The sequence below is a fragment of the Hymenobacter aerophilus DSM 13606 genome (assembly GCF_000382225.1).
GTDB lineage: Bacteria > Bacteroidota > Bacteroidia > Cytophagales > Hymenobacteraceae > Hymenobacter > Hymenobacter aerophilus.
In genome coordinates this window covers 92,227-115,765 of sequence record NZ_KB907802.1, presented here as the reverse complement: position 1 = coordinate 115,765, position 23,539 = coordinate 92,227, and the positions used below count along the sequence as shown (strand labels likewise).

Here is a 23,539-nt window from a genome sequence, read left to right as displayed (position 1 = left end):
TTGCTCAGGATGACAGATTATACAGCTTGTTTTACTCCTTCCCACCAGCCAGCGCCTCCAGCCGGAGCGTTACGGCGCGGGCGTGGGCGCGCAGGCCCTCGGCTTCGGCCATTACTTCCGTGATGGGGCCTACCTGGCGCAGACCTTCGGCGGTGAGGCGCTGGAAGGTGATTTTCTTCAGGAACGAGTCGAGCGAGACGCCGCTGTAGTTGCGGGCGTAGCCGTTGGTGGGCAGCGTGTGGTTGGTGCCCGAGGCGTAGTCGCCCACGGCTTCGGGCGTGAGGTGGCCCAGAAACACCGAGCCGGCGTTGGTAACACCTTCGGCCAACGCCTCGGGGTTTTCCACGGCCAGAATCAGGTGTTCGGGCGCGTACTCGTTCGAGAAATCCAGCATCTGCCGGGCATCGCGCAGCAGAATGGCGCGGCTTTCCGTCAGGGCCTGGGCGGCCACCTCAGCCCGGGGCAGTTCGCGCAGCTGGCGCTGCACTTCGGCCTGGGTTTGCTCCAGTATAGGTAAGGAGTCGGAGAGCAGAACCACCTGCGAGTCGGGACCATGCTCGGCCTGACTCAGCAGGTCAGCCGCCACGAAGGCCGGGTTGGCGGTGGCATCGGCCAGCACCAAAACTTCCGAAGGGCCGGCGGGCATGTCGATGGCCACGCCATAGCGGGTGGCCAGCTGCTTAGCGGCCGTGACGTAGCGGTTACCGGGCCCGAAAATCTTGTCCACGGCCGGCACCGACTCCGTTCCGCCGCTCAGCGCGGCCACGGCCTGGGCCCCGCCGGCTTTTATAATGGTATCGATACCCAGCAGCTGAGCCGTGAACAGAATAACCGGGTTCACCGAACCATCCTTTTGCGGCGGCGTGCAGAGCACGATGTGCGGGCAGCCTGCCAGCCGGGCCGGCACGCCCAGCATGAGCAGGGTGCTGAACAGCGGCGCCGTGCCCCCCGGAATGTACAGGCCCACCCGCTGCACGGGCACCGCCCGCCGCCAGCACAGCACCCCCGGCATAGTTTCCACTCGCTCCTGCTGCGGAACCTGGGCCTCGTGGAAGCGCAGAATATTGGCGTGGGCCTGCCGAATGGCGGCCTGCAGGTCGGCCGGAACCTGGGTTTCGGCGGCGGCCAGCTCCGGCGGGCTCACCCGCAAACCACCGGCGGCGGCCAGGTCGGCCCCGTCGAACTGACGGGCGTAGTCGAGCAGGGCTGCGTCGCCGCGCTGGCGCACGTCCGCGAAAATCTGCTGCACCCGCTGCTCCACTTCGGCGCTTTGCTGCTGGGCCGCCCGCTGCTGCAGGGCCGCCCACTCGGGCCGGGAAGGATATTGAAAGATGTTCATCTTATAGAAGTGAGATGTTAGAGGTGAGAAGTGAGACACTTCGAGCATCAGCAGTAGAACCGGCATGAGCCAGTGAAACATCGTCTCACCTCTCATGTCTAAAATCTCACTTCTCAGCTAATCATTTTCTCAATCGGGAGCACCAGGATGCCTTCGGCGCCGACGGCTTTGAGCTGGCTGGTGATGTGCCAGAAGTCGTCCTCGTTCACCACCGACTGCACCGAAACCCAGCCTTCTTCGGCCAGCGGCGTGAGGGTGGGCGACTTGATGCCGGGCAGCAGCTGCTTCACCGCATCGAGGGCCGCAACGGGCGCGTTGAGGATGATGTACTTGTTGCGGCGGGCGCGGCGCACGGCCTGCATGCGGAACTGCAGCTGCTCCAGCAGCTCCTTCTTTTCGGCGCTCAGGTTCTGGTTGGCAATGAGCACGGCTTCCGAGCGAAACACGGTTTCCACTTCGCGCAGGCCGTTACCGAGCAGCGTCGAGCCGCTGCTTACGATGTCGCAGATGGCCTCGGCCAGCCCGATGCTGGGGGCAATTTCCACCGAGCCGCTGATGGTGTGCAGGTTAGCCCGCACGCCCTGATCGGCCAGGTAGTCGCCCAAAATGTTGGGGTACGAAGTGGCAATGCTCACGCCCTGCAGGTCCTGGATGGAGTCGTAGGCGGCGGCGCGGGGCACGGCCAGACTCAGGCGGCACTTGCTGAAGCCCAGGCCCTCAATGGCCAGTTCCGGAAAGCCGGCTTCTACCAGCACGTTCTGGCCCACAATGCCCAGATCGGCCACGCCGTCCTGCACGTAGCCGGGAATATCGTCGTCGCGCAGGTACAGGATTTCGAGCGGGAAGTTGGTGGCTTCGGTTTTGAGCTTATTGGAAGCTGCGAGGAAGCTGATGCCGCATTCCCGAATCAGGTTCAGGGAATCTTCGCTTAAGCGGCCCGATTTCTGGATGGCCAGACGGAGCATGTTGGGTGGGTATGGGAGTGGAAAATCAGCAGGTAAGAAGTAGCCGTTTGGGCTCCGGGCTGACTGATTAGTAGAGGTTGCCAAGCGGTCAGCACGACCAGCCCGACGGCATTAGCTGTTTTGAAGAAAGCGCTTGAGGACCCTGCGATGGTTGAGCAGTGGCCAGAGGCCGGCCGGACCCCCACTTTTCCGGGGGCCGGGGAGCCTGATGCGGCTCACCCAACGGGTCAATATGATGCGTTCATTCCTCTAGAAAGAGGAATGGTGGCCGTGATGCTGATGCCAGCAGGCAGACTCAGACGCGCCCACCCCGGCCGGGCGGCCCGCTACGGGGGCGGCCGGGTGGCTCAGGGCAGAAATAAGAGGCGCGGAGAAAAGCATAAGGGCTGAGTAGCGGGGCAAATGTACGAGCCGACAGATAGGATGAAAACTTTTCCCCAAAAAAATTATCAAAAAACCGGGAACTTCGCGTTTCCCGTACCAGACCAACCCACTTTTGGCACCATTGTTACTGCATAGGGTTGTGCGTAACCGGCGGGGTGGCTGCTCTGCCGGCTATGGTACCGTTTACCGTCGTGCTTTGTTTTAAAATTATGCCTACCACTGCCCGCTCGCTTGCCCTTCGCTTCGGACTTCTGCTTGCCCTGACCACCGGCAGCTCGCTCGCGGTACGCGCCCAGACTACCCCGTCGGCCGTACCGGCGCCGGCGCCCGCATCGGCCGCTACGCCGCCGCCGCTGGCCGGCGAGGCTGCCCCCGCGCCGCTGCCGCCCCCCACCACCGGCGTGCCTACCGGCATCGAGCTGCTGCTGCCCCAGGCCAGCCCCCGCGCCGTGGTGGCCCAAACCGTGGGCCTGACCGACGTAACGGTGGAATACCACTCGCCCTCGGTGCGCGGCCGCACGGTGTGGGGCGGGCTGGTGCCCTACGAGCAGGTGTGGCGCGCCGGGGCCAACGAAAACACCCTGATCAAGTTCTCGACGCCGGTGCTGCTGCAGGGCCAAAGCGTGCCCGCCGGCCAGTACTCCTACTACGTGATTCCGCACCAGGACCGCGACTGGGAAGTGGCGCTCAACCGCGTGACCACCCACTGGGGAACCGACGGCTACAATCCGCAGCAGGACGTTATCCGGGTGCCGGTGCAGACCGAGCCGGCCCAGTTTCAGGAAAGCCTGCTGTACTGGTTTTCCAACGTGCGGCCCAACGGCGCCCACCTCAACCTGACCTGGGAGAAGCGCACCGTGGTGCTGCTGTTCGAAGTGGAAGTGCACAAGCAGGTGCTGGCCGGCGTCGAGCAGGCGCTGCAGCAGCAGCCCAACGACTGGCAGCTGCTGGCTCAGGCCGCCGACTACCTCGTGCAGAACAACCTGCAGCCCGAGCGCGCCCTGGCTTGGATCAACGAGTCGATCCGGCTGCAAAGCGAGGTGAGCAACAACTGGATTAAAGCCCGCCTGCTGGCCCAGCAGCAGGATTACGGCACGGCCATCGTGTACGCCCGCAAAGCCATCAAAATGGGCGACAAAGACGATGAGGCCTTTAAATCGCGCCTGCCCAACATGCGCCTTTCCCTCACCGAGTGGCAGGCGCGGGCGTATTAGGGATTAGGGATTAGGGATTAGGGATTAGGGATTAGGGATTAGGGATTAGGGATTAGGGATTAGGGATTAGGGATATATGTATTTCAGGAACAGCCGTTGCAGTTTGCAGCGGCTGTTTTTTTGTGGTTTATCTTGGCGCTCATGGAAGCACTTCTGGCCGTCTGCCGCGCTATTCATCCGCTTTCCGAGGGCCTGGAGGCGGCGCTACACCAGTTGGCGCGGCCCGAAACCGTACCGGCCCGCACGGCGCTGCTCGAACCCGGCAGCGTGGCGCAGCGGCTGTATTTTCTGGAAGCGGGTTTGGTGCGGGGCTTTTATCTGAAGGAAGGCAAGGAAGTAACGTCGTGGTTTATGCCGGCGGGCCACTTCGTGATTTCGATTCTGAGCTTCTTTTCGCGCCAGTCCTCGCACGAGTACCTGCAGACGCTGGCCGAGTGCCGGGTCTGGTCGCTAACCTACGAGCAGGTGCAGGCCCTGTACCGGCAGTTTCCCGAGTTCAACTTCATCGGCCGGGTACTCACCGAGCGCTACTACGTGCTCAGCGAGCAGCGCGCCCTCGACCTGCGCATGCTGCCCGCCGCCGAGCGCTACGCCCGCCTGCTGCACGACTTTCCTGGCCTGATCCAGCAAGTGCCGCTGCACATGCTGGCCTCGCACCTGGGCATTACCCCCGAAACCCTGAGCCGCCTGCGCGCCCGCCGTTCTTGACAAATGTCAAGGGATGCGGGCAGCGCGGCCCGCACCTTTGGAGCATGGTTTTACCCCTAAACCGGCTCCTATGAATCCGTTGTTTCCGACGCTGCTGCTAAGCTGCGAATTTTCTTTCAGCGTGCCCACCTGGCGCGACGCGCCGCCCATGCTGATCATTATTTTTGCGGCCTTCGCGTTCTGCTTTGTGCTAGAGCGCGTGGTGCCGGGCTGGAAGTTGCCGCGGGTGGCCACCTGGCCGCTGCGGGTGCTGCTCATCAACGGGGCCCAGCTGCTGGTCGTGGTAGTGGCGGGCCTGAGCTGGGAAAAGTGGTTTTCGGCCTACTCGCTGCTGCACGTGTCGCGGCACCTGGGGCCGGTGGCGGGCGGGTTGCTGGCCTACGTGGCAGCCACGTTCATTTTCTACTGGTGGCACCGCTGGCGGCACACCCACGACTTTTTGTGGTTGCACTTCCACCAGATTCACCACAGCCCCCGCCGGCTCGAAGTCATCACCTCCTTCTACAAGCACCCGCTCGAAATGACTGTCAACTCGCTGCTGGGCGGGCTGCTGGTGTACACCCTGCTGGGCCTGAGCCCGGCGGCCGGAGCCGTGTACACGCTCTGCACAGCGCTGGGCGAGTTTTTCTACCACACCAACGTGCGCACACCGCGCTGGGTGGGTTACGTGTTCCAGCGCCCCGAAATGCACCGCGTCCATCACCAGTACCAGCAGCACAGCCACAACTACGGCGACCTGGTGGTTTGGGACTACCTCTTCGGCACCTATCGCAACCCCGCTACCTTCGAGGCCACCTGCGGCTTCGACCCCGAAAAGGAAGAAAAGCTAACCGACATGCTCCGCTTCAAAGATGTGCACGCGGAAGAGAGGTGATTTGGTGATTTTGTAACTTGGTGAGAAGAAACGTCATTCAGAGCGCAGCGAAGAATGATGTTCCGCTACTTACCGGTTTGCCTCTAAAACCGCGCAATGACGCGCAGGTTGACCAGACGGTTGGAGAGGAAGTTGGGTACGCCGTAGGTGAGGCCGTTCAGGTCCTGCACGTAGTTGTAGCCGGCCAGGTTGCTGGCGCCGAGCACATTGAGTACTTCCAGGCTTAGCCACAGAGTTTGCAGCTGCACGGTGCGGCCGCGGGCGGCCAGCTCGGTGGCGGTGCGCAGGCCCAGCACTTTGGTAAAGCCCAGATCAACCCGCTTATAGGAGCGCGTGAGCTTGCTGGTGCCCCGCAGATCGGGCGCGTCGGGCGGGCTGAAGGGCAGGCCCGAGCCGAACACGAAGTTCACGTAGCCTTTCACCGAGGGGTCGTTCGGCAGATTGTCCTGCAGGAAAATGCCCAGGTTCAGGCGCTGGTCGGAGGGGCGGCGGATGTAGCCTTTGGGCTCGCGGCCGGTTATCTGGCCGGTTTCGGGGTCGAAGACGTTGAGCGAGTCGCCCACCAGGTTTTCGCGGGTCGTGAGCAGCCCCAGGCTAAACCACGACTCGGTACCGGGGATGAACTCGCCGGCCACCCGCGCATCGAGGCCGGCGGCGTAGGCTTTGGCGTTGTTGTTGGCCTGGTAGCGCAGGCGCACGTTGTCGATATCGTAGGGCACCACATCGGTGAGGTACTTGTAGTAGGCCTCGCCGGTGAAGCGGAACGGCCGGCCCCAGCTGCGGAAGCGCAGCTCGTTGCCCACAATCAGGTGCAGCGACTTCTGGGCCCGCAAATCGAGGTTGAGCGCGCCCTGCTGAGTTTGCGGCGCCCCGGTCTGGTAGCGCAGCTCGCGGTAGAAGGGCGGCTGCACGTACACGCCCACGGCCGCTTTCCAGGCCAGGCGCGGGTTGCGGGCGCTGCGGAAAGCGTACTGCACCCGCGGGCTCAGCGTGGTCTGCCCGTTCACGGTCCAATAGTTGAGGCGCGCCCCGTAGGTGAGCGTGCGCAGCGAATCGAAGCGCAGCGTGTGCTGCACGTAGCCCTGGGTGCGGGTGCTGCGCAGGTCGAGGTCGGAGCGCAGGCGGGTGCGGCGGTAATCGGGCACGTAGTCGGCCGAATCGACGAAGCTATACTCGTTGAGCACGTCGTTGATTTGCTCGCGGCCCGTTTTCAGGCCCCAGCGCACCGTGTGGCGCAGGCCGGGCGTCCAGGTGCCACGGGTTTCGAGGCTGGCCACGCGGGCCTCCAGCGTGTTGCGTGAGTGCTTGAACAGCGTGCCGGCGCCCCGCCGGTTCACGTCGCCGCCAAAGTCAGGCGACTTCGGGTCGCGGTTGATTTCGGCGATGGAGTAGGCGGCTTCCACGTCGCGGTACTCGAACTCGCGCGAGTAGAGCAGGCCACCGAGCAGCTCCAGGCGCAGGTTGGACCGCAGCTGGTGGCTCAGGCTCAGTCCGCCCTGGTAAGTGTCGTACTGCATCCGCTCCTGCCCTTCGTAGCCTATAATCAGGCGCTTGAACTGGTTGACGCCGGTGCTAAAGCTGCTCTCACCGCTTTCGGGGTTGAAGCGAAAATCGTTGTGGGCAAACGTATTCAGCAGCGCCAGCGTGGTGCGGTCGAGGTTGTCCTTGGGGCCCAACGCCAGCGTAATCAGGCTCTGGCCGTCGTAGAAGGTGGGGTTGTAGCCGCCCTGCGCCTGCTTCAGCGAGTTGAACACGTACGTTGCGTTCTTGTAGCGCACCCCGGCCAGGTAGCTGATGCGGCGGTTGGGCGAGGCGGCCTCCACGTGGGCCGTGCCGCCCACCAGGCTGGCCGTGGCCGAAGCCCCGAACTTCAGCGGCCGCTTGTATTCAATGTTGAGCACCGACGAGAGCTTGTCGCCGAATTTGGGCTGCCAGCCCCCGCTCGAAAACTCGATGGTGTTCACCAGATCGGGGTTCACGAAGCTCAGGCCCTCCTGCTGGGCGGTAGTCACCAGAAACGGCCGGTACACCTCGAAACCGTTGACGTAGATCAGGTTTTCCTCGTAGTTACCGCCCCGCACCGAGTAGGTGCTGGTCAATTCGTTGGTGCTCGTAACGCCGGGCAGCGTTTTGAGGATGGCCGAGAAGTCGCCGAAGGGCGAGGGAATTTCCTTGGCCGCCCGCGGCTCCAGCTTCATAATGCTGACCTGCTCGCGGGTATCGGTCACGTCCTGCCGGCCGCGCACGGTTACGTTATCGAGGGCCCGGCCGTCTTCGGCCAGCACCAGGCGCAGCTCGGGGTTCTGGCTCAGGTCGAGCGTCAGGCGCTCGGGGCGGTAGCCGAGGCGGCGCACCACCAGCATCGGGGCCGCGGCGCCGGCCGCGGACCGCAGCACGCTCAGCACGAAGCGGCCGCGCTCATCGGTGTTGGTGCCGCCGGGTTGGCCTTCCACGCCGACTGTTACGTCTTCCAGGGGCCGGCCGCTGCCGTCGCGCACTGTGCCCGCCACCGTTACGCGGCTGGCCTGCGCCAGGGCCGTTGCCGGCGCTAAGCCCGCCAACAGCAGCAGCGCCGCGGCGCCGGGCCGGACCACGGGCACCGCCAGCTGCAGCCACCAACGGGCAGGCAGGCAGCGGATGGCAAGGCCGAAGGAAGCGCGAAAGTCAGGCAGCATCCGCGGCGGCTTAGTCGTTGGGTTCGAGGGCTTCGGGGGCCAGCTCGGCCCGCATCCGGGCCAGCGTGCCCACCGGGTCGCCATCCTTGAACACAAACGAGCCGGCCACCAGCACATCGGCGCCGGCCGCTACCAGCGCGGGCGCGTTGTCGAGCGTCACGCCGCCATCCACCTCAATCAGCGCCGAGGAGCCGCAATCAACCAGCAGCTCTTTCAGCTGGGCCACCTTGCGCAGCGTGTTCGGAATGAAAGCCTGGCCGCCAAAACCAGGGTTGACCGACATCACCAGCACTACGTCGAGGTCGGCGGCAATGTCTTCGAGCAAACTCACGGGCGAGTGCGGGTTGAGGGCCACGCCGGCCCGGCAACCCAGCTGCTTTATCTGCTGCACCACCCGGTGCAGGTGGGTGCAGGCCTCATAATGCACCGTGATGATGGAGGCACCCGCGTCGCGGAAGGCACTTAAGTAGTGCTGAGGCTCGGCAATCATCAGGTGCACATCGATGGGCTGCTTGGCGTAGCGGTGCACGGCTTCGAGCACCGGCATGCCGAACGAGATGTTGGGCACGAAGCGGCCGTCCATCACATCGAAGTGCAGCCAGTCGGCGGCCGAATCGGCCAGCCGCTCGGTTTCGGCCTGCAGGTTGCCGAAGTCGGCGGAGAGAAGCGAAGGGGCCAGCAGCGGGGCCCGGTGATGCGTCGGGTTCATGCCACGAAAGTAGTGATTAGCGGTGAGAGGGTGATGGAGTAAGGAAATGAGCCATTTGTCATTCTGAGCGCAGCGAAGAATCTCGCGTGCTATGCTAACCCTGTCGTCTGGATTACCAATGCCCGCGAGATTCTTCGCTGCGTTCTAAATGACAACCGCCTCGCTGCCTAACCCATCACCCCAATACCTCATCCCCCATACACTACGCCGGCTTTTCGTAGGCGCGCCAGTCGAGCTTGCCGTCTTCGGTTTTGCGCAGGAATACGGTCTGGTCGTCGTCCTGGCGCTTGCCGAAGGTGACGTCGCCGCGGCAGTCGAGGCAGCGCAGGCTGGTGTACTTGAACTTGCCCTGGGCCTCGCGGGCCGTCAGGTCGAGGTTGTCGGAGCCGCAGAGGCCGCACTTGGCCACGTCGGGGAAGCTGAGCCGGTCGTACTCGGCTACCGTGTCGTGGAAAGTGGCTCCCTGAACGGTGAAGTGAAACTGGCGGCGCCCGAGGCGCTTGGAAACCATCATTTGCAGCATGGCGAAACAAAAAAACTGAGTTATAAAAGAACAACCCGTGCGCAACTGCCCGGGGCGGAGTTCGGGCGGCAACCTACGCCAGCCGGAAATCAATGCCAAATTACTAATTATTTTCGCATTGTCAAAACCAATAGCATTAGCACAATCTTAGCCTCTCGCCAAATCCTATCCAAGGCACTCCAAAATGCCCAGACACTTCGCTTAAACCTACCTCATACCAACTGCCCAACAAAGTCTAGTGCTATCCAAAAAGCGCATAGCGCAAACCTGAGCGGCAGTGCGTAGATTTACTGAACATGATTGGGACTTTTTTTAAGAGTAATTGTCTTATCTAGCAAGCAAGGCAAGCTGGCAACAATAACGAAGCACTGCTTCCGCACTAGCCGGCCGCCTGCTCTTGCTGCTCCTGCCTATTTGCCGCGCTCCTATGCCCGAAAAGCTCCTCCCCGCTGCTCCGGTAGCTCCCCCCCGTACTATTATGCCGGCCCTGGGCTGGTTTTTTGCGCTGCTACTGCTGCTCAGTGGCGGCGCCGCCCGCGCCCAAACGGGTTCGGGCGGTCCGCCCGAGTGCAGCCAGGATGAGAAGTTCGGCAACACCTGGTATTTCGGCTTTAAAGCGGGGCTCGACTTCAACGCGGCCTTTGACACGATTCCGCCCAAGGTGCTCACCGACGGCGCCATGGAAGCTCCGGCCGGCGCGGGCGTCATGTCGGATGGCAGTGGCAAGATTCTCTTCTACAGCAACGGCGAAACCGTCTGGAACGGCGACGGCACCGTGATGACGAACGGAACGGGCCTTTTGGGCAGCCGGCTGGTTACCGATGGCCCCCTGCCCATCCGGATGCCGGGCAGCCCGCCGCCCACCATGCCGGGCGGCGAAACGCGCTACCTGCTATTCACGCAGGATGCCAAAGGTGGAACCAATGGCCTGCGCTACTCCGAAATCATTATTCCGGCCGGCGGCGGGCCAGGTATGGTGGTCGACTCCACTAAAAACCGATTGCTCGTTCAGGGCACAGCCGAGAAGATGACGGGCGTGTTCCATAAGAATGGCTGCGACATCTGGATCATTGTGCACGGCTGGGGTGATGCCAAGTCGGGCAACGCCAACCGCGGCGACGCCTTCCTGGCCTACCGCGTGAAGCCGGCTGACGCCATGGGCCGGACAGTTATCGACCCACCGGTAATTTCCGTAGTGGGCTCCCTGCACGCGCCGAGTGTGTCGCCGGAGGGCTACCGGGGCCAGATGAAGGTAACGCCCGACGGCCAGCAGCTGGCCCTGGCCCGCTACAGCGCCGTGGCCGGCGACAGCACCAGTAGCGTAGAACTGTTCAGCTTCGACACGGGAACCGGCCAAGTAGGCAACCCTAAAATTATCGACAGCAAAGAGGGCGGCTACTACGGCGTGGAGTTTTCGCCGGGCCGCAGCCGGCTGTACGCCACCGTGCTGGGCGCGGCCCCGCGGCTGCCCCAGCTGCTGCAGTTCGACATCAGCAACATTGGCAGCGGCACCGGACCGGTAGGCCGCGAGGTGATTCCGCTCAAGCAGAAAACGCCGGTTAACCTGGGCTCGATGCAGGCCGCGCCCGACGGCAAGATTTACGTAGCCCGCGAAAACCAGCCGGCCCTGGGCTTCATCCCCTACCCCGACTCGCTGGGCGCCGCCATTGCCTACGCCGACGACAGCCTGCAGTTGGAAGGCCGCCTGAGCGGGCTCGGACTGGTCAACTTCAACCAGAGCTCCTTGCTGCAATTTGGCTTCCAGGGCGAGTCGACGGGCTGTCTTGAATTCACGTTTAAGGCGCCCCAGGTAGATTTTGAAAACCCAACTTACGCCTGGGATTTTGGCGACGGCACGAAATCAACGGCCCAGAACCCGCCCCCGCACACTTACCCCGCGCCCGGCGACTACACCGTGACGCTGCGCGTCACAACCAACTGTTTCTGCCGCGAGGCTACCAGCCTGATTACGGTGCCGGGTCCGCCGACACCGGGCACCATTGCCGCCAGCCAGACCATCTGTGCCGGCGACAGTGCGGCCGTGCTCACCAGCACGGCCCCGGCCGGTGAAGGCACCGGGCAGTTCGACTACCAGTGGCAGCAGTCGACCGACAACAGCACCTGGACCGACATTGCCGGGGCCACGGCCGAAACCTACGCGCCGGGCCTGCTGAACACTACCACGTATTTCCGGCGGCTGGTTACCTCCGGCTTCTGCGCCCCGCGTACGCCCACGGCTTCGGTGAAGATTACGGTGACGCCGAAAGTAGTGCCGGGCACCATTGCCGCCGACCAGACCGTGTGCGCCGGCACCGCGCCCGCCCCGCTCACGAGCACGGCCGCCGCAACCGGCGGCACCGGTAGCTTCACCTATCAGTGGGAATCGTCGCTGGATAACACTACCTGGACGGTCATCAGCAGCGCGACCGGCGCCACCTACGCGCCCGGCCCGCTGAGTGTCACCACCTATTTCCGCCGCCAGGCGAGTTCGGGAACCTGCGGGCCTGAAGCCTCGAATGTGGTAACCATCACGGTAACGCCGGCGCTGACGGCCGGCACCATTGCCGCCGACCAAACGGTGTGCGCCGGCACTGCCCCCGCGCCGTTTACCAGCACCGCTGCCCCGACGGGCGGCACCGGCCAGTTTACCTTCCAGTGGGAATCGTCGCCAAACAACACCAACTGGACGGCCATTCCGGGCGCCACGGCCGAAACCTACGCGCCGGGCGCGCTGAGCGTTACCACGTATTTCCGCCGCCAGGTAAGCTCCGGCTCCTGCACCGGCGTAACATCCAACGTCCTCACCATTACCGTTCTGCCAGCCCTGACGGCCGGCACCATTGCCGCCGACCAGGCCGTGTGCGCCGGCAGCCCGGTGGCCCCGCTCACGAGCACGGCCGCCCCGACCGGCGGCACCGGCCAATTCACCTATCAGTGGGAATCGTCGCTGGACCAGACTACCTGGGCGCCCGTAGCCGGGGCTACGAATGCCACCTACGCGCCCGGACCGGTTACAGTCACCACCTATTTCCGCAGGCAGGTCAGCTCCGGCCCCTGCCTGATGGTACCATCCAACGTCGTCACGATTTCGGTGCTGCCGACGCTAACGGCCGGTTCTATTGCCGCCGACCAGTCGATTTGCACCGGCACCACGCCCGCGCCGCTGACCAGCGCCGGCCCGGCCAGCGGCGGCACGGGCACGTTTGCTTACCAGTGGGAATCATCAGTCAACAACACGACCTGGACGGCCATCGGCGGCGCGACTGGCCCAACGTATGCGCCCGGCCCGCTCACGACGACCACGTACTTCCGCCGCCGCGTCAGCTCGGGCACCGGCACCTGTGCCACCCAGGTTTCGAACGTGGTGACGGTGCAGGTGCAGGCTCCCGTAACGCCCACCGTCACGCTGGCCACGCCGCCCACGCTCTGCCCCGGCACGCCGCTCACCTTTACGGCCGTGTTCACTGAGGCAGGCGCGGCGCCCACTTTCCGCTGGTTTGTAAACGACATTCCGGTGGCCAGCGGGCCGAAGTTTACCAGCAGCACGCTGGTTACCGGCGACAAAGTGCGGGTGGAAGTGACGGCCACGGCGGGCCTGTGCAGCACCGGCCCGGCCACGGCCACGGTTACCGTCACGCGCACTCCCACGCCGGCGCCTACCCTCGCCATTGCCCTGCAGCCCGACGCCCCGGTTTGTCCGGGCGAGCCGCTGACCTTCCGCGCGACGGCCGTTACCAATGCCGGGCCGAACCCGGTGTACCAGTGGCAGGTGGACGGCACCAACGTGGCCGGCGCAACGGGCCCGGTGTTTACCAGCACCGCCCTGCGCGACGGCCAGACCGTGACGCTGCGCCTGAGCACCACCAACAGCTGCGGCCAGCAGCTGACGAGCGTTTCAAACGGCGTGGTGGTGCGCATTCTGCCCCCGGTGAAGCTTAGCGCCGGTCCCGACAAGGAGATTATGCGGGGCAGCTCGGTGGTGCTGGAAGGCACTTCTGACGGCACGGGCGCGGTAACCTGGACGCCGGACGGCAGCCTCGACTTCTCGGGCAACGACCCGCTGCGGCCCCGTGCTTCCCCCACCGAAACCACCACCTACACGCTCTCGGCCGGAACGGGCGGCTGCGCGGCCACCGACCAGGTGACGGTAACCGTGCGCGATGCCATCCGGATTCCCAACGCCTTCACGCCCAACGGCGACGGCCGCGACGACACCTGGCAGATTGAGTTCATCGAGCAGTTCCCCGAAAATACCGTGACCGTGTTCAACCGCTGGGGCAACCAGGTTTTCTCGGCCCAAAACTACAGCCGGGCCAACGAGTGGCGCGGCGACATCAACGGCAAGCCCGCGCCGGTGGGCACCTACTACTACGTGGTGGTTACCAAGGGCCCACTGGGCAAGTCGTACAGCGGCTCGCTCACGGTGCTTTACTGATGAGTTGTTGGTTTTTAGTTGTTGGTAAAAGAACTGTCATTCTGAGCGAAGCGAAGAATCTCGCAGGTAATGGTAACCGTGTCGTCAGAATTTGCTTTGGCACGCGAGGTTCTTCGCTTCGCTCAGAATGACAGTTCTTTTACCAACAACTAAAAACCAACAACTAAAAATCAACAACTAACCACTGCCCCCCTTTCCTCAGACAGATGCTAACACGCTTGCCGTTATGAAAAGAGCTTCTCTCCCGCTGCTACTGCTGCCCCTGCTGCTGGCCGCCGCGCCGGCCCTGGCCCAACAGGAGGCGCAGTACAGCCAGTACATGAACAACAATTACCTGCTCAACCCCGGCGCGACGGGGGCCGAGGACTACATCGACGTCAAGTTCAGCTACCGCACGCAGTGGGTGGGGCTGGAAGGAGCGCCCCGCACGTACTACGCCAGCGTCAACTCCTCGCTGGGCAAGTGGCTGACTACTGATAAACGCACCCGCCACGATTTGCGGCGGCCGTTCCACGCCATCGGCGGCTACGTGTACCGCGACGAAACCGGGCCCATCAGCCGCACCAGCGCCTATGTTTCGTATGCCTACAACGTGGTGCTGACGCCCAAAATCCGGGCCGCGCTGGGCATGTCGGTGGGGGTGCAGCAGTTCGCCGTCGATGGCTCCAAGCTGCAGTTCTTCGACCCGACCACTGTGGCCCCCAGCGACGCCTCGCGGGTGCTCGACGGCTCGGTGGGCCTGTGGGTGTACAGTCCAAGCGTTTTCGTCGGTGTGTCGAGTACCCAGCTGCTGGCCAATAAGCTCGATTTTTCCTACGGCCTCAACGGGCTGGAGGCCGGCGCGGGCAACTCGCTGCGGCGCCACTACTACTTTACGGGCGGGGTGCGGCTGCCGCTCACCGACGACTGGTCGGTGGTGCCCTCGGTGCTCGTGAAGGCCGTCAGCCCGGCGCCACTTTCCGCCGATATCAACGCCAAGCTCAAGTACCAGGATTTGCTGTGGGCCGGCGTATCATACCGCCTCAACGATGCGGCCGTGGCCATGGTCGGCTTCAACTACGAGCAGCTTTCGGTGGGCTACTCCTACGACACCGGCACGTCGCGCCTGACGGGCTACCACGGCGGCAGCCACGAAATTCTGGTGGGCCTGCGGCTGAAGAAGAAGGCCCAGGTAGTCTGCACTAATCGGTTCTGGTAAGGTGAGATGGTGAGTAGGGTGTTGTTAAACAAATAGGGTAAAACCTCCGACTCGGGCATACCACTGCCTGGATTTCCTAATTAGCGACCTGTTGGACAATATGTTATCTGGCATGTGGCCGGAATGATAGCCTTAACGTTCGTTTTCGCTAGCCACTTTTGATTGCGTTAAGGTGCGTGTAATACTATCGGGTTTCCGATGCGCTTACGCCGATTTTGCACCTTATCACGAGCGACAGGGCCATTTGGCCACGGACTCGGAGGTTTTACCCTATTTGTTTAACAACACCCTGAGTAGTGCAGGTACGAACCCACCTGTCATCCTGAGCGCAGCGAAGGACCTATCCAGAAGCTATTGCTTGATGTAAGTCTGGATAAGGTCCTTCGCTGCACTCAGGATGACAGGCGTTTTACACCCTACTTATTCCCCGCAAATTACTGCTTCACAAAGCGCACTGCCAGTTGCTGCGGCCCCTGCCCGATCAGGCAGGTGAAGATGCCCGGCCGCAGCCCGGCCGTTTCGAGCCGGACCACGCCGGTAGCGGCCGGCGCCACCCGCTGCCGGGCTACCAGCGCCCCGCGGGCATCGTAAATACTGATTTCCAATGGCGCAACCCGGCCCGGCCCGGCGGGCAGCTGCAGGTACAGCGGCTCGTTGGGGCCTACCGGATTGGGGTAAGCGTAGAGGCCAGCCACGGCGCGGGCCGGGGCAGTGGCCAGCGGCGTACCGGGGTTGGCCAGGTTGTAGGCCCGCACGAAATCGGGGATGCCGTAGCCCAGGCTGTTGTCGGGGGCGGTGGCCTGCGAACCGGCGCGCTGCAGCAGCCCGATAACCTGCTGGGCCGTGAGGCGCGGGTTGGCCTGCCAGAAACCCGCCGCCAGCCCGGCCACCACCGGGGCCGAATACGAAGTGCCATTGTCCCGCGCAATCTTACCGTCGGCAGTGATAAAGGCCGTGGCCACGCCCATGGCTGATACGTTGGGCTTGAGGCGGCCGTCGGCCGTGGGGCCGCGCGAGCTGAAGCCGGCCACCGCGCCCAGCGAATCGGCCGCGCCCACCGTCAGCACCGAGTCGGCGTCGGCCGGGGCCGTGATGTAGCGCCAGGCTTTGTTGCCCTCGTTGCCGGCCGAGCTGACGACCAGCATGCCCACGCGGGCCGCCGCCGCCGCCGCGCGGCTCGAAATGGCCGTGCGCCCGTTCATATCGGCGTAGGTGTAGTCAGTAGAGGGCGCATCGAAGGTGTTGTAGCCCAGCGAGGAGCTGATAATGTCCACCCCGGCCGAATCGGCGTACTCGGCCGCTACCAGCCAGTTAGCTTCTTCCAGCGGATGCTCCGAAGCTGCGTCTTCGGTGATAAACAGCCGGAACGTGGCTTTGGGCGCCAGGCCCACGTAGCGCCCCGGCTCGTCGCCCGCGATAATGCTCAGGCAGTTGGTGCCGTGGGCAATGCTCTGGAAAACATTGGGGGTTTTATCCACTACGTTGAAGGTGCCGGCAAGCCGGTTTTCCTGGTTCAGCGAGGTGAAAATCGACGCGGTATTCACCCCGGGAAAGCCTCCGTCAAACACGGCAATCTGCATGTTCTCGCCCCGGAAACCGGCCGTGTGCATGCGCTCCGCTCCTACCTGCCTCACCTGGGCATAGGCCTTGCCATAGAAGCTGCGGTCGGCCGTGGTTTGGTCGGCGCCTGAGGTGGTGGGCGTTGTTTTGGGCTGCGCGCCACCGGCCACCGGCCCGCGGTTGAGCGTGCGGGCCTGCTGCACAAAAGGCAGCGCCTGCACCTGCGCCAGCGCGGCCGAGTCGCAGGCCAGCACGGCGGCGTTAAACCAGCGCGAAGTGTACCAGAGCTGCACGCCGGGCACGGCCTTCACCTGCTGCACGTAGGCGGGGCTCACCGGCAGGTCGCGGGGCAGCACGGCAATCTGCTGGCGCTGCCGCCGCTGCAACGCCCGCCCCGACAAAAACTCCTCGGGCCGGCTCACGCTGAAGGGCGTGCCGGCTTTGTCGCGGAAGTACACCAGATGCCGGCGTACGGTTCCTTTGGTTTCGGCGGGCCTGGCCATCTGCTTCCCGGTTGGCTGGGGGGCCAGCGGGGTGGCGGTGGACTGGGCAGCGGCCGGCAGGTGCAGGCCGGCCAGCAGGGCCATCGGCAGTAAAAGTCGGAACATGGGCGGAGAATGAGCAGGTGTGGTGGGGGAAGCTTCGAATCCCGGACAGATAAAAAGCCCGGCGGGAAGCTGTTCACAATATAACAGCTCCCGTCGGGCTAATCGGCGCCTCCCTGCCGCGCGGCGTATCCGGCAGGGTAAGGCTTTCTGGTTAAGCGTTAATTACGCGGATTTGAGGACTCAATCAGCACCTCGTTGCGCGACTGGCCCAGGTAGCGCACAAACGGCACCCGGCAACCTTCGGCGCCCGAGCAGTCGTTTTTGTAGCTGCGGCTGACGCGGTACACCGGCCCCACGCCCGGCGCGAAGGTGCTGCGCTGCACCACCAGCTTGGTGGCGTTGTTATTGTCGCCGGTACTCAGGTCGTTGGTGGTCGTAACGGTGTTGGCGTAGTCGTAGGTTTTGCCGTCGCGCACGATGCTGAAGGGCTGCCCTACCTGCTCGTAGAAGCGCGTAACGGCCACCACGGTATCGAGGGAGTTAAAGGCGTTGAAGTTCCAGCTTTTGCCCTCTACCGCGGGCAGCACCAGCGCCACGGTGCGGCGGTTGTTGAACTGCACCGTTACGTTGCGCGGGGCCACCGTCACGGCCAGCACCGAATCGGGCTGCCAGGCCTCGGCCGCCGAGTTGCGGCGCGAGCGAACCACCTCATACACCGGCTGGCCGATGGCATCGGGCACCGGCTCGCTCAGCACCTGCTCGCGGAACTGGAAGCGGCTGGCCGTGGGCACGCCGTTGCGCCACACCGTGTCGGCCACATCGTAGATGCGGGTACTGCCCACGCTCAGCGGGTAGTAGTCGGGCAGCGGTGCGGGCTCCTCGGCGTTGTTGTCGCCGCAGCCGGCCAACAGCAGCGCCGCCGTGGCCGAGGCGCTCAGCAAACCCACCACTTTCCCGTGGCGCAGATAGTTCTTGTTCATCAGGCAGTACTTGATAATCCGAAGGTAGCTACTGAAAGTATTTTTTCCTGAACCCTGCCAGCCAAGCGCTCAGCCCTGAAGCCTACGCGCGCAGCTCGGCCAGCGGCTCGGGCAGCTCGCCGATGGTGTGGCGCTCAATCCAGCCGCCGCCCAGCACGTCGTCGCCCTCGTAGAATACGGCGGCCTGGCCGGGCGTTACGGCGTGCACGGGCTCCTCGAAGTACACGTAGATTTTGTCGCCCCGCTGCTCCAGGAACGCCGGCGAGCCGTCGTGGTTGTAGCGAATTTTGACCGTGGCCGGCACCAGACCGCGGCCTTCGAGCGAGGCGAACTTGCCCATGTTCAGCTGCCCGACCAGCGTGCGCGTGCTGGCCAGCTCCTCGAAGTTGCCCAGCACTACGCGGTTGGTTTCGGGGTCGATGGCCGTTACGTAGGCCGGGAAGCCCAGGGCAATGCCCAGGCCCTTGCGCTGGCCGATGGTGTAGAACGGGTAGCCCTCGTGGGTGCCCACCACCGTGCCGTCGCGCAGTACAAACTCGCCGCCGGCCACGCGCGCCTCCAGGCCCGGCACGCGCCGCCGCAGAAAGCCACGGTAGTCGTTGTCGGGGATAAAGCAGATTTCGTAGCTCTCGGGCTTGTTGACGAGCTCCGTAAAACCCCGCTCGCGGGCGAAGTCGTAGATGGCCGATTTGCGCAGCTCGCCCAGCGGGAAGCGCGTGCGCGAAAGGCTTTCCTGGCTCACGCCCCAGATGGCGTAGCTCTGGTCCTTGTTCTCATCAATGCCCTTGCTGACAACGTAGCGGCCGTTTTCCTCGCGCACCTGGGCGTAGTGGCCGGTGGCGATGAACTCGCAGCCGAGCTGGTCGGCGCGGCGCAACAGCGCGTCCCACTTGATGTGGGTGTTGCAGAGCACGCAGGGGTTGGGCGTGCGCCCGGCCAGGTACTCATCGGTAAAGTTGTTGATGACGGCCTCGCCGAACTCGTCGCGGATGTCGATGATGTAGTGCGGAAAGCCCAGCTCGACGGCAATCTGGCGGGCGTCGTTGATGGAATCGAGCGAGCAGCAGCCGGTTTCCTTTTTCGAGCCGCCCGCCGAAGCGTAATCCCAGGTTTTCATGGTCATGCCAACCACCTCGTACCCCTGCTCGTGCAGCATCACGGCCGCTACCGAGCTGTCGATGCCGCCGCTCATGGCTACCAGCACCCGTCCTTTCGTTGTGTTCATATTTGTTGAATTGCGCCCGGAGCGTGAAAGGTTCCGGCCGAATAAGCAAAGATACGGTTTTGGGTGATGGGGTGAAGTACTGTCATCCTGAGCGGCGCGAAGGACCTTCTTCCGGTAGCACAGACGCCACAACGAAGAGTGCTATCAGAAAAAGGTCCTTCGCTCCGCTCAGGATGACAGTATATTTGCTTCCTCATTCACTGACTCACTCCTTCCCGCATGTCCCTGCTTCTCCCCGTCCTCGTCCGCGGCATCAACAACCTCTCCGATGCCCGCTACTGCGCCGGCATGGGCGCCGACGGCCTCATCTTCACCCTCGACCCCAGCCTGCCGGGGGCAGTGGACGCGGCCACGGTAAAGGAACTGGCCGGCTGGGTAGCCGGCGTAGAAATCATCGGCGAGTTTGGCGGCGAAATGCCCGTTTCAGAAATCAACCGGCTGGTGGAGGAATGCAGCCTGAGCCGGATTGTCCTCAACCTGCCAGCCGCCGGCTTGGTCCCCAATGGGCCCGTGGCCGTTCCGGCCCTGGTCGAGCTGCCGCAACCCGCCGGAGCCGACTCTCTGCAGCAACTGCGCACAGCGCTAACCGCCGGCTTCGAGCTTATCACCCGCTTGGATGAAACAGCACTACCGGCCAGCGCCGGGCGGCAATCATTGTGGCTGAGCGGCAACCCCGCTCCCAACCAGGTGGCAGAACTAATCGAGCGGCAGCAGCCCGCCGGCCTCATCCTGCAGGGCGGCGACGAAATCAAGCCCGGCATCCGCGACTTCGACGAGCTGGAAGCCCTGTTCGAGGCACTGGAAGAATAGCCAAAGCAGAACGTCATTCAGAGCGAAGCGAAGAATCTCGCGAGCAGTAGTAGCCCTGTCGTTAGGATTACTGTGGCCCGCGGGATTCTTCGCTTCGCTCTGAATGACGTTCTACTCTATCCCTTCACCTCACCGTTGCCCAACTCGAACTGCACGTACTTGATGGGCACGCACAGCTCGCGGTATTTGCGCTCGAAGGTGGTCTGGATGTCCTCGGCGTGGGGCAGCAGCTCAGGCGTGGCGTACAGGTCGCGGGTTTGGGCGATGATGGTGGCGCCGGGGCGCTGCTGCAGGGTTTCGAGGGTGTAGTCGAACAGGCCTTCGTTGTCGGTTTTGAGGTGCAGGCGGCCGCCAGGGCGCAGGATGCGCTGGTACAGGTCGAGGAAGCGCGGATACGTGAGGCGGCGCTTGATGTCCCGGTCGCGGGGGCGCGGGTCGGGAAACGTAATCCAAATTTCGTGCAGCTCGCCGGGGGCGAAGTGCGCGGCCAGCTCGTGGGCGCGGGTGCGCAGCCAGCCCACGTTGGTCAGGTTCTGCTCCAGAGCCCGGGTGCTGCCCTTCCAGATTCGGTCGCCCTTGATGTCGAGGCCCAGGAAGTTGCGCTCGGGGTAGCGGGCGGCCAGGCCCACGGTGTACTCGCCCTTGCCGCAGCCCACTTCGAGGGTAATCGGGTGGTCGTTGCCGAAAAAGTCGGCGTGCCAGCGCCCGGCCAGCTGCTCGTAGGTTTCTTTGCCCGGCTCCACAATGGTTTCGCGCTCGGCGTTGGCGGCAAAGCGCCGGAGTTTACTTCTGCTCAAGGTGAGATGGTGAGATATTGAAATGGTGAGTTTGACGCCCTAGTGTCATCCTGAGCTTGCGAAGGACCTATACAGAAGCTAATCAATGGATATACCTTCTATATAGGTCCTTCGCAAGCTCAGGATGACACTAGGGCGGTGGCCTCAGAGTTCCTCGATTTCGGCCACCACAAAGGTACTGCCGCCAATGAAGACCACGTCATCGGCTTCGGCGGCGGCGCGGGCGGCGGCTACGGCGGCCGGCACGGTGGCGTAGGTGGTGCCACGCAGGCCCAGGGCGGCGGCTTGGGCGGCCAGCTCGGCCACCGGCAGGGCGCGCGGGATGGTGGCCTGGCAGAAGTAGTAGGTAGCCTCGCGGGGCAGCAAAGCCAGCATCTTGCTGATATCCTTGTCCTGCATCACGCCTAGCACGAAGTGCAGTCGCCGCTTCGGCAGCCGCGCCAGCTGCTCCACGATGAAGCGGATGCCGGCCTCGTTGTGGCCCGTGTCGCAGACAACCAGCGGGCGGCGGCCCAGGATGGTCCAGCGGCCCCGCAGGCCAGTCAGGCGCATCACGTCGCGCAGGCCTTCGCGCAGGTGTTCATCTGTGATGATAAAACCCTGGCGGCGCAGCTCGGCCACTGTGGCCAGCACGCCGGGCAGGTTCAGGCGCTGGTAGTCGCCCACCAGGCCCAGCGCCACCTCGTCCAGCAGCACTTGCTCATCGTGCCAGACGCGCAGGTGTTGCACGGCTTCATCGGCGGCCGGCTCGCGCAGCAGCTCGGCGCGGTAATGCTGGTCGGCAAACAGCAGCGGGGCGCCCTCCTGCCGGGCCTTCTGCTCGAACACGGCCGCCACCTCGGGCTGGGTCTGGCTGATGATGGCGGGCGTTTCGGGCTTGATGATGCCGGCTTTTTCGGCCGCAATCAGCGGCAGCGTATCGCCGAGCAGGGCCTGGTGGTCGGGGCTGATGTTAGTGATGAGCGACACGAGCGGCCGCAGGATGTTGGTCGAGTCGAGCCGGCCGCCCAGGCCCACTTCCACCACGGCCACATCTACATTCTGCCGGGCGAAGTAATCGAAAGCCAGCGCCACGCACACCTCGAAAAACGAGGCTTCCGCCCGCTCAAACGTAGCCCGCCAGCGCGCTACCCACTCCACCAGAAACGCCGGGGCCAGCGGCCGCCCGTTGAGGCGGATTCGTTCGGTGAACTCCTTGAGGTGGGGCGAAGTGTACAACCCCACCCGGTAGCCGGCCGCCTGCAGCACCGCCGCCACCAAGTGGCTGGAGCTGCCCTTACCGTTGGTACCAGCCACGTGCACGCTCCGAAACTGCCGCTCGGGGTGGCCGGTAGCCGCCGCCAGCGCCTCGGTGCGCTGCAGGCCCGGCTTGTAGCCCGCCGCCCCCACCCGCTGAAACATGGGCAGCCGGGCGTACAGGTAATCCAGGGTCTGCTGGTAGGTCATTGTTTTGGAGCTGTTAGCTGAGGGCTAGTAGCTGGTAGTTTTCGTCCTGTTGAACGGCTGTAGCGCGAAGCTTCCGCTTTGCGCATCGTTGCTGACTCCCGCCTACTATCGGTCGACGATACGCGAAGCGGAAGCTTCGCGCTACAGCCGTTCGCAACGCCAAGCGCCTATCGTACCGTGAACCGGAATGTGTAGAAGCCGGTGGCGCCGCCGTTGGCCGAGTTGGTGCGGCGGAACTCGGCGCTTTCCAGCGCGTCGCGGCAGGCTTTTTCCTGGGCCGGCGACACGTTGCCCGACACTTTGCGCACGGCCTCCACTTCGCCGTCGGCATTCACTTTGATGCTGAAGCGGATGAAGCCCGAGGTGTTGTCGATGGCCGGGGCGGTGGGGCGGTTCACGAAGGCCCAGCCGGCCATGTCGAGGCCGCCGCTGCCGGGGCTGGTGCCACGGCCGCCGCTACCGGGCTCGCCCGAGTAGGCTTTGCCGTCGTAGGTGCCGCGCGGGTCACCCTTGTCGCCTACGGTGCCGGGGTTGTCGCCGTTGTTGTTGCCGGTGGGCGCGTTGCTGGTGCCATTTACGCCGTTGCCCCCGCCGTCGGCGCGGTTGGCGCGGGGCGTGAACACGGCCCGCTGGTCTACTTTGGGGCGCACGGGCTCGGGCGTGGGCTTCACCTCCTCGCGGGGCGGCGCGGGTTTGGGCGTGGGCGGCACCGTTACGGGGCTTTCCTCGGCCTCACTGGTTACCACGCGCTGCTCGGTGGGCGGCGTGCGCTCGGGCTGGGCCGTGGGCTGGGGCGGCGTAGGGTCGGGCTGGGCGGCGGGCGGGCGGCTGTCCTCGCGGTTCTTCGATTCGTTGGCCGGGGCCTGGCTCTGGATGTCACCCGAGCCGACCTCATCCACCCCGTAGTTCAGCTCCACGCCATCACCACCGAGCGTTTCCAGCGGCGGGTCGGGCCCCTTAAACACGGCGAAAAAGAACAGCACGGCCAGGGCCACGTGAAAAATCACGGTCCCGATAAAGGCTTCGCGCCGATGCTCTTCGCGGTATTCCATGGTTAGTTTTTGGTTTTTGGTGATTGGTTTTTGGCTTCGCTCTTGTTGGTTTGCTTGCTTGACTCCTTTTGAATAACAGCCAATAACAAAAAACCAA

Annotated in this window: 17 protein-coding genes; 6 read left to right on the top strand and 11 right to left on the bottom strand. The window is 64.1% G+C overall.

The features are described 5' to 3' along the window. Positions 1-31: 31 nt before the first annotated feature. Positions 32-1,339 carry a histidinol dehydrogenase gene (gene hisD, locus H145_RS0103230; RefSeq protein WP_019946700.1) on the bottom strand — a complete coding sequence of 436 codons (1,308 nt, stop codon included), beginning with the start codon at positions 1,337-1,339 and terminating at the stop codon, positions 32-34. Between the two features lie 113 nt (positions 1,340-1,452). Next, positions 1,453-2,304 carry an ATP phosphoribosyltransferase gene (hisG, locus tag H145_RS0103225; protein WP_019946699.1) on the bottom strand — a complete coding sequence of 284 codons (852 nt, stop codon included), beginning with the start codon at positions 2,302-2,304 and terminating at the stop codon, positions 1,453-1,455. Positions 2,305-2,897: 593 nt separating this feature from the next. Here hisG and H145_RS19730 point away from each other — a divergent pair. The 3 genes from H145_RS19730 (at position 2,898) to H145_RS0103210 (ending at position 5,484) form a co-directional block, all read left to right on the top strand. Further along, positions 2,898-3,902, top strand: a complete 1,005-nt coding sequence (locus H145_RS19730; RefSeq protein ID WP_019946698.1) for a DUF2911 domain-containing protein — start codon at positions 2,898-2,900, stop codon at positions 3,900-3,902. Between the two features lie 141 nt (positions 3,903-4,043). Further along, positions 4,044-4,610 (top strand): Crp/Fnr family transcriptional regulator, encoded by a 567-nt coding sequence (locus H145_RS0103215; protein WP_019946697.1) that lies wholly within the window; start codon positions 4,044-4,046, stop codon positions 4,608-4,610. 70 nt (positions 4,611-4,680) lie between these two features. Beyond that, a complete protein-coding gene (locus H145_RS0103210; RefSeq protein ID WP_019946696.1) occupies positions 4,681-5,484 on the top strand; it encodes a sterol desaturase family protein in 804 nt (267 codons plus the stop codon). A gap of 83 nt (positions 5,485-5,567) precedes the next feature. Here the strand turns inward: H145_RS0103210 and H145_RS0103205 are convergent, their stop codons facing one another. The 3 genes from H145_RS0103205 to H145_RS0103195 all read right to left on the bottom strand — a co-directional run bounded on the left by H145_RS0103205 (position 5,568) and on the right by H145_RS0103195 (position 9,391). Beyond that, entirely contained in the window at positions 5,568-8,159 is a 2,592-nt protein-coding gene (locus tag H145_RS0103205; protein ID WP_019946695.1) for a TonB-dependent receptor, read from the bottom strand. A gap of 10 nt (positions 8,160-8,169) precedes the next feature. Further along, entirely contained in the window at positions 8,170-8,868 is a 699-nt protein-coding gene (rpe, locus tag H145_RS0103200) for a ribulose-phosphate 3-epimerase (protein ID WP_019946694.1), read from the bottom strand. A 202-nt stretch (positions 8,869-9,070) separates the two neighbouring features. Further along, positions 9,071-9,391, bottom strand: coding sequence for a hypothetical protein (locus H145_RS0103195; protein WP_019946693.1), 321 nt, complete (start codon positions 9,389-9,391; stop codon positions 9,071-9,073). A 427-nt stretch (positions 9,392-9,818) separates the two neighbouring features. On the opposite strand from H145_RS0103195, the gene H145_RS0103190 reads away from it, so the two are divergent. Both H145_RS0103190 and H145_RS0103185 read left to right on the top strand, forming a co-directional pair. Beyond that, complete coding sequence (locus H145_RS0103190; RefSeq protein WP_083937648.1) at positions 9,819-13,826, top strand: T9SS type B sorting domain-containing protein; 4,008 nt, start codon at positions 9,819-9,821, stop codon at positions 13,824-13,826. 226 nt (positions 13,827-14,052) lie between these two features. Then, positions 14,053-15,024, top strand: a complete 972-nt coding sequence (locus H145_RS0103185; protein WP_019946692.1) for a PorP/SprF family type IX secretion system membrane protein — start codon at positions 14,053-14,055, stop codon at positions 15,022-15,024. A gap of 434 nt (positions 15,025-15,458) precedes the next feature. On the opposite strand, the gene H145_RS19725 is transcribed toward H145_RS0103185, so the two are convergent. The 3 genes from H145_RS19725 to mnmA all read right to left on the bottom strand — a co-directional run bounded on the left by H145_RS19725 (position 15,459) and on the right by mnmA (position 19,337). Further along, positions 15,459-17,192 carry a S8 family peptidase gene (locus H145_RS19725; RefSeq protein WP_083937647.1) on the bottom strand — a complete coding sequence of 578 codons (1,734 nt, stop codon included), beginning with the start codon at positions 17,190-17,192 and terminating at the stop codon, positions 15,459-15,461. 158 nt (positions 17,193-17,350) lie between these two features. After that, positions 17,351-18,112, bottom strand: a complete 762-nt coding sequence (locus H145_RS22450) for a hypothetical protein (RefSeq protein ID WP_019946690.1) — start codon at positions 18,110-18,112, stop codon at positions 17,351-17,353. 82 nt (positions 18,113-18,194) lie between these two features. Further along, entirely contained in the window at positions 18,195-19,337 is a 1,143-nt protein-coding gene (gene mnmA, locus H145_RS19715) for a tRNA 2-thiouridine(34) synthase MnmA (RefSeq protein WP_071595110.1), read from the bottom strand. Between the two features lie 219 nt (positions 19,338-19,556). Here mnmA and H145_RS0103165 point away from each other — a divergent pair, with 219 nt between their 5' ends. Beyond that, entirely contained in the window at positions 19,557-20,147 is a 591-nt protein-coding gene (locus H145_RS0103165) for a beta/alpha barrel domain-containing protein (protein ID WP_019946688.1), read from the top strand. A gap of 116 nt (positions 20,148-20,263) precedes the next feature. Here the strand turns inward: H145_RS0103165 and trmB are convergent, their stop codons facing one another. The 3 genes from trmB to H145_RS0103150 form a co-directional block, all read right to left on the bottom strand. Further along, positions 20,264-20,944 carry a tRNA (guanosine(46)-N7)-methyltransferase TrmB gene (trmB, locus tag H145_RS0103160; protein WP_019946687.1) on the bottom strand — a complete coding sequence of 227 codons (681 nt, stop codon included), beginning with the start codon at positions 20,942-20,944 and terminating at the stop codon, positions 20,264-20,266. Between the two features lie 144 nt (positions 20,945-21,088). Next, on the bottom strand, positions 21,089-22,390 hold the full coding sequence (locus H145_RS0103155; RefSeq protein ID WP_019946686.1) for a bifunctional folylpolyglutamate synthase/dihydrofolate synthase: 1,302 nt from the start codon (positions 22,388-22,390) through the stop codon (positions 21,089-21,091). A gap of 167 nt (positions 22,391-22,557) precedes the next feature. Further along, a complete protein-coding gene (locus H145_RS0103150) occupies positions 22,558-23,442 on the bottom strand; it encodes a hypothetical protein (RefSeq protein WP_019946685.1) in 885 nt (294 codons plus the stop codon). Positions 23,443-23,539: the final 97 nt, after the last annotated feature.

Excerpts from the sequence above, each read along its gene's own strand:
- hisD (WP_019946700.1), bottom strand. The coding sequence starts at position 1,339 with ATGAACATCTTTCAATATCCTTCCCGGCCCGAGTGGGCGGCCCTGCAG.
- hisG (WP_019946699.1), bottom strand. The coding sequence starts at position 2,304 with ATGCTCCGTCTGGCCATCCAGAAATCGGGCCGCTTAAGCGAAGATTCC.
- H145_RS0103155 (WP_019946686.1), bottom strand. The coding sequence starts at position 22,390 with ATGACCTACCAGCAGACCCTGGATTACCTGTACGCCCGGCTGCCCATG.
- H145_RS0103150 (WP_019946685.1), bottom strand. The coding sequence starts at position 23,442 with ATGGAATACCGCGAAGAGCATCGGCGCGAAGCCTTTATCGGGACCGTG.
- H145_RS0103195 (WP_019946693.1), bottom strand. The coding sequence starts at position 9,391 with ATGCTGCAAATGATGGTTTCCAAGCGCCTCGGGCGCCGCCAGTTTCAC.
- H145_RS0103205 (WP_019946695.1), bottom strand. The coding sequence starts at position 8,159 with ATGCTGCCTGACTTTCGCGCTTCCTTCGGCCTTGCCATCCGCTGCCTG.
- H145_RS22450 (WP_019946690.1), bottom strand. The coding sequence starts at position 18,112 with ATGAACAAGAACTATCTGCGCCACGGGAAAGTGGTGGGTTTGCTGAGC.
- H145_RS0103210 (WP_019946696.1), top strand. The coding sequence starts at position 4,681 with ATGAATCCGTTGTTTCCGACGCTGCTGCTAAGCTGCGAATTTTCTTTC.
- mnmA (WP_071595110.1), bottom strand. The coding sequence starts at position 19,337 with ATGAACACAACGAAAGGACGGGTGCTGGTAGCCATGAGCGGCGGCATC.
- rpe (WP_019946694.1), bottom strand. The coding sequence starts at position 8,868 with ATGAACCCGACGCATCACCGGGCCCCGCTGCTGGCCCCTTCGCTTCTC.
- H145_RS0103190 (WP_083937648.1), top strand. The coding sequence starts at position 9,819 with ATGCCCGAAAAGCTCCTCCCCGCTGCTCCGGTAGCTCCCCCCCGTACT.
- H145_RS19725 (WP_083937647.1), bottom strand. The coding sequence starts at position 17,192 with ATGTTCCGACTTTTACTGCCGATGGCCCTGCTGGCCGGCCTGCACCTG.
- H145_RS0103165 (WP_019946688.1), top strand. The coding sequence starts at position 19,557 with ATGTCCCTGCTTCTCCCCGTCCTCGTCCGCGGCATCAACAACCTCTCC.
- H145_RS0103215 (WP_019946697.1), top strand. The coding sequence starts at position 4,044 with ATGGAAGCACTTCTGGCCGTCTGCCGCGCTATTCATCCGCTTTCCGAG.
- H145_RS0103185 (WP_019946692.1), top strand. The coding sequence starts at position 14,053 with ATGAAAAGAGCTTCTCTCCCGCTGCTACTGCTGCCCCTGCTGCTGGCC.
- H145_RS19730 (WP_019946698.1), top strand. The coding sequence starts at position 2,898 with ATGCCTACCACTGCCCGCTCGCTTGCCCTTCGCTTCGGACTTCTGCTT.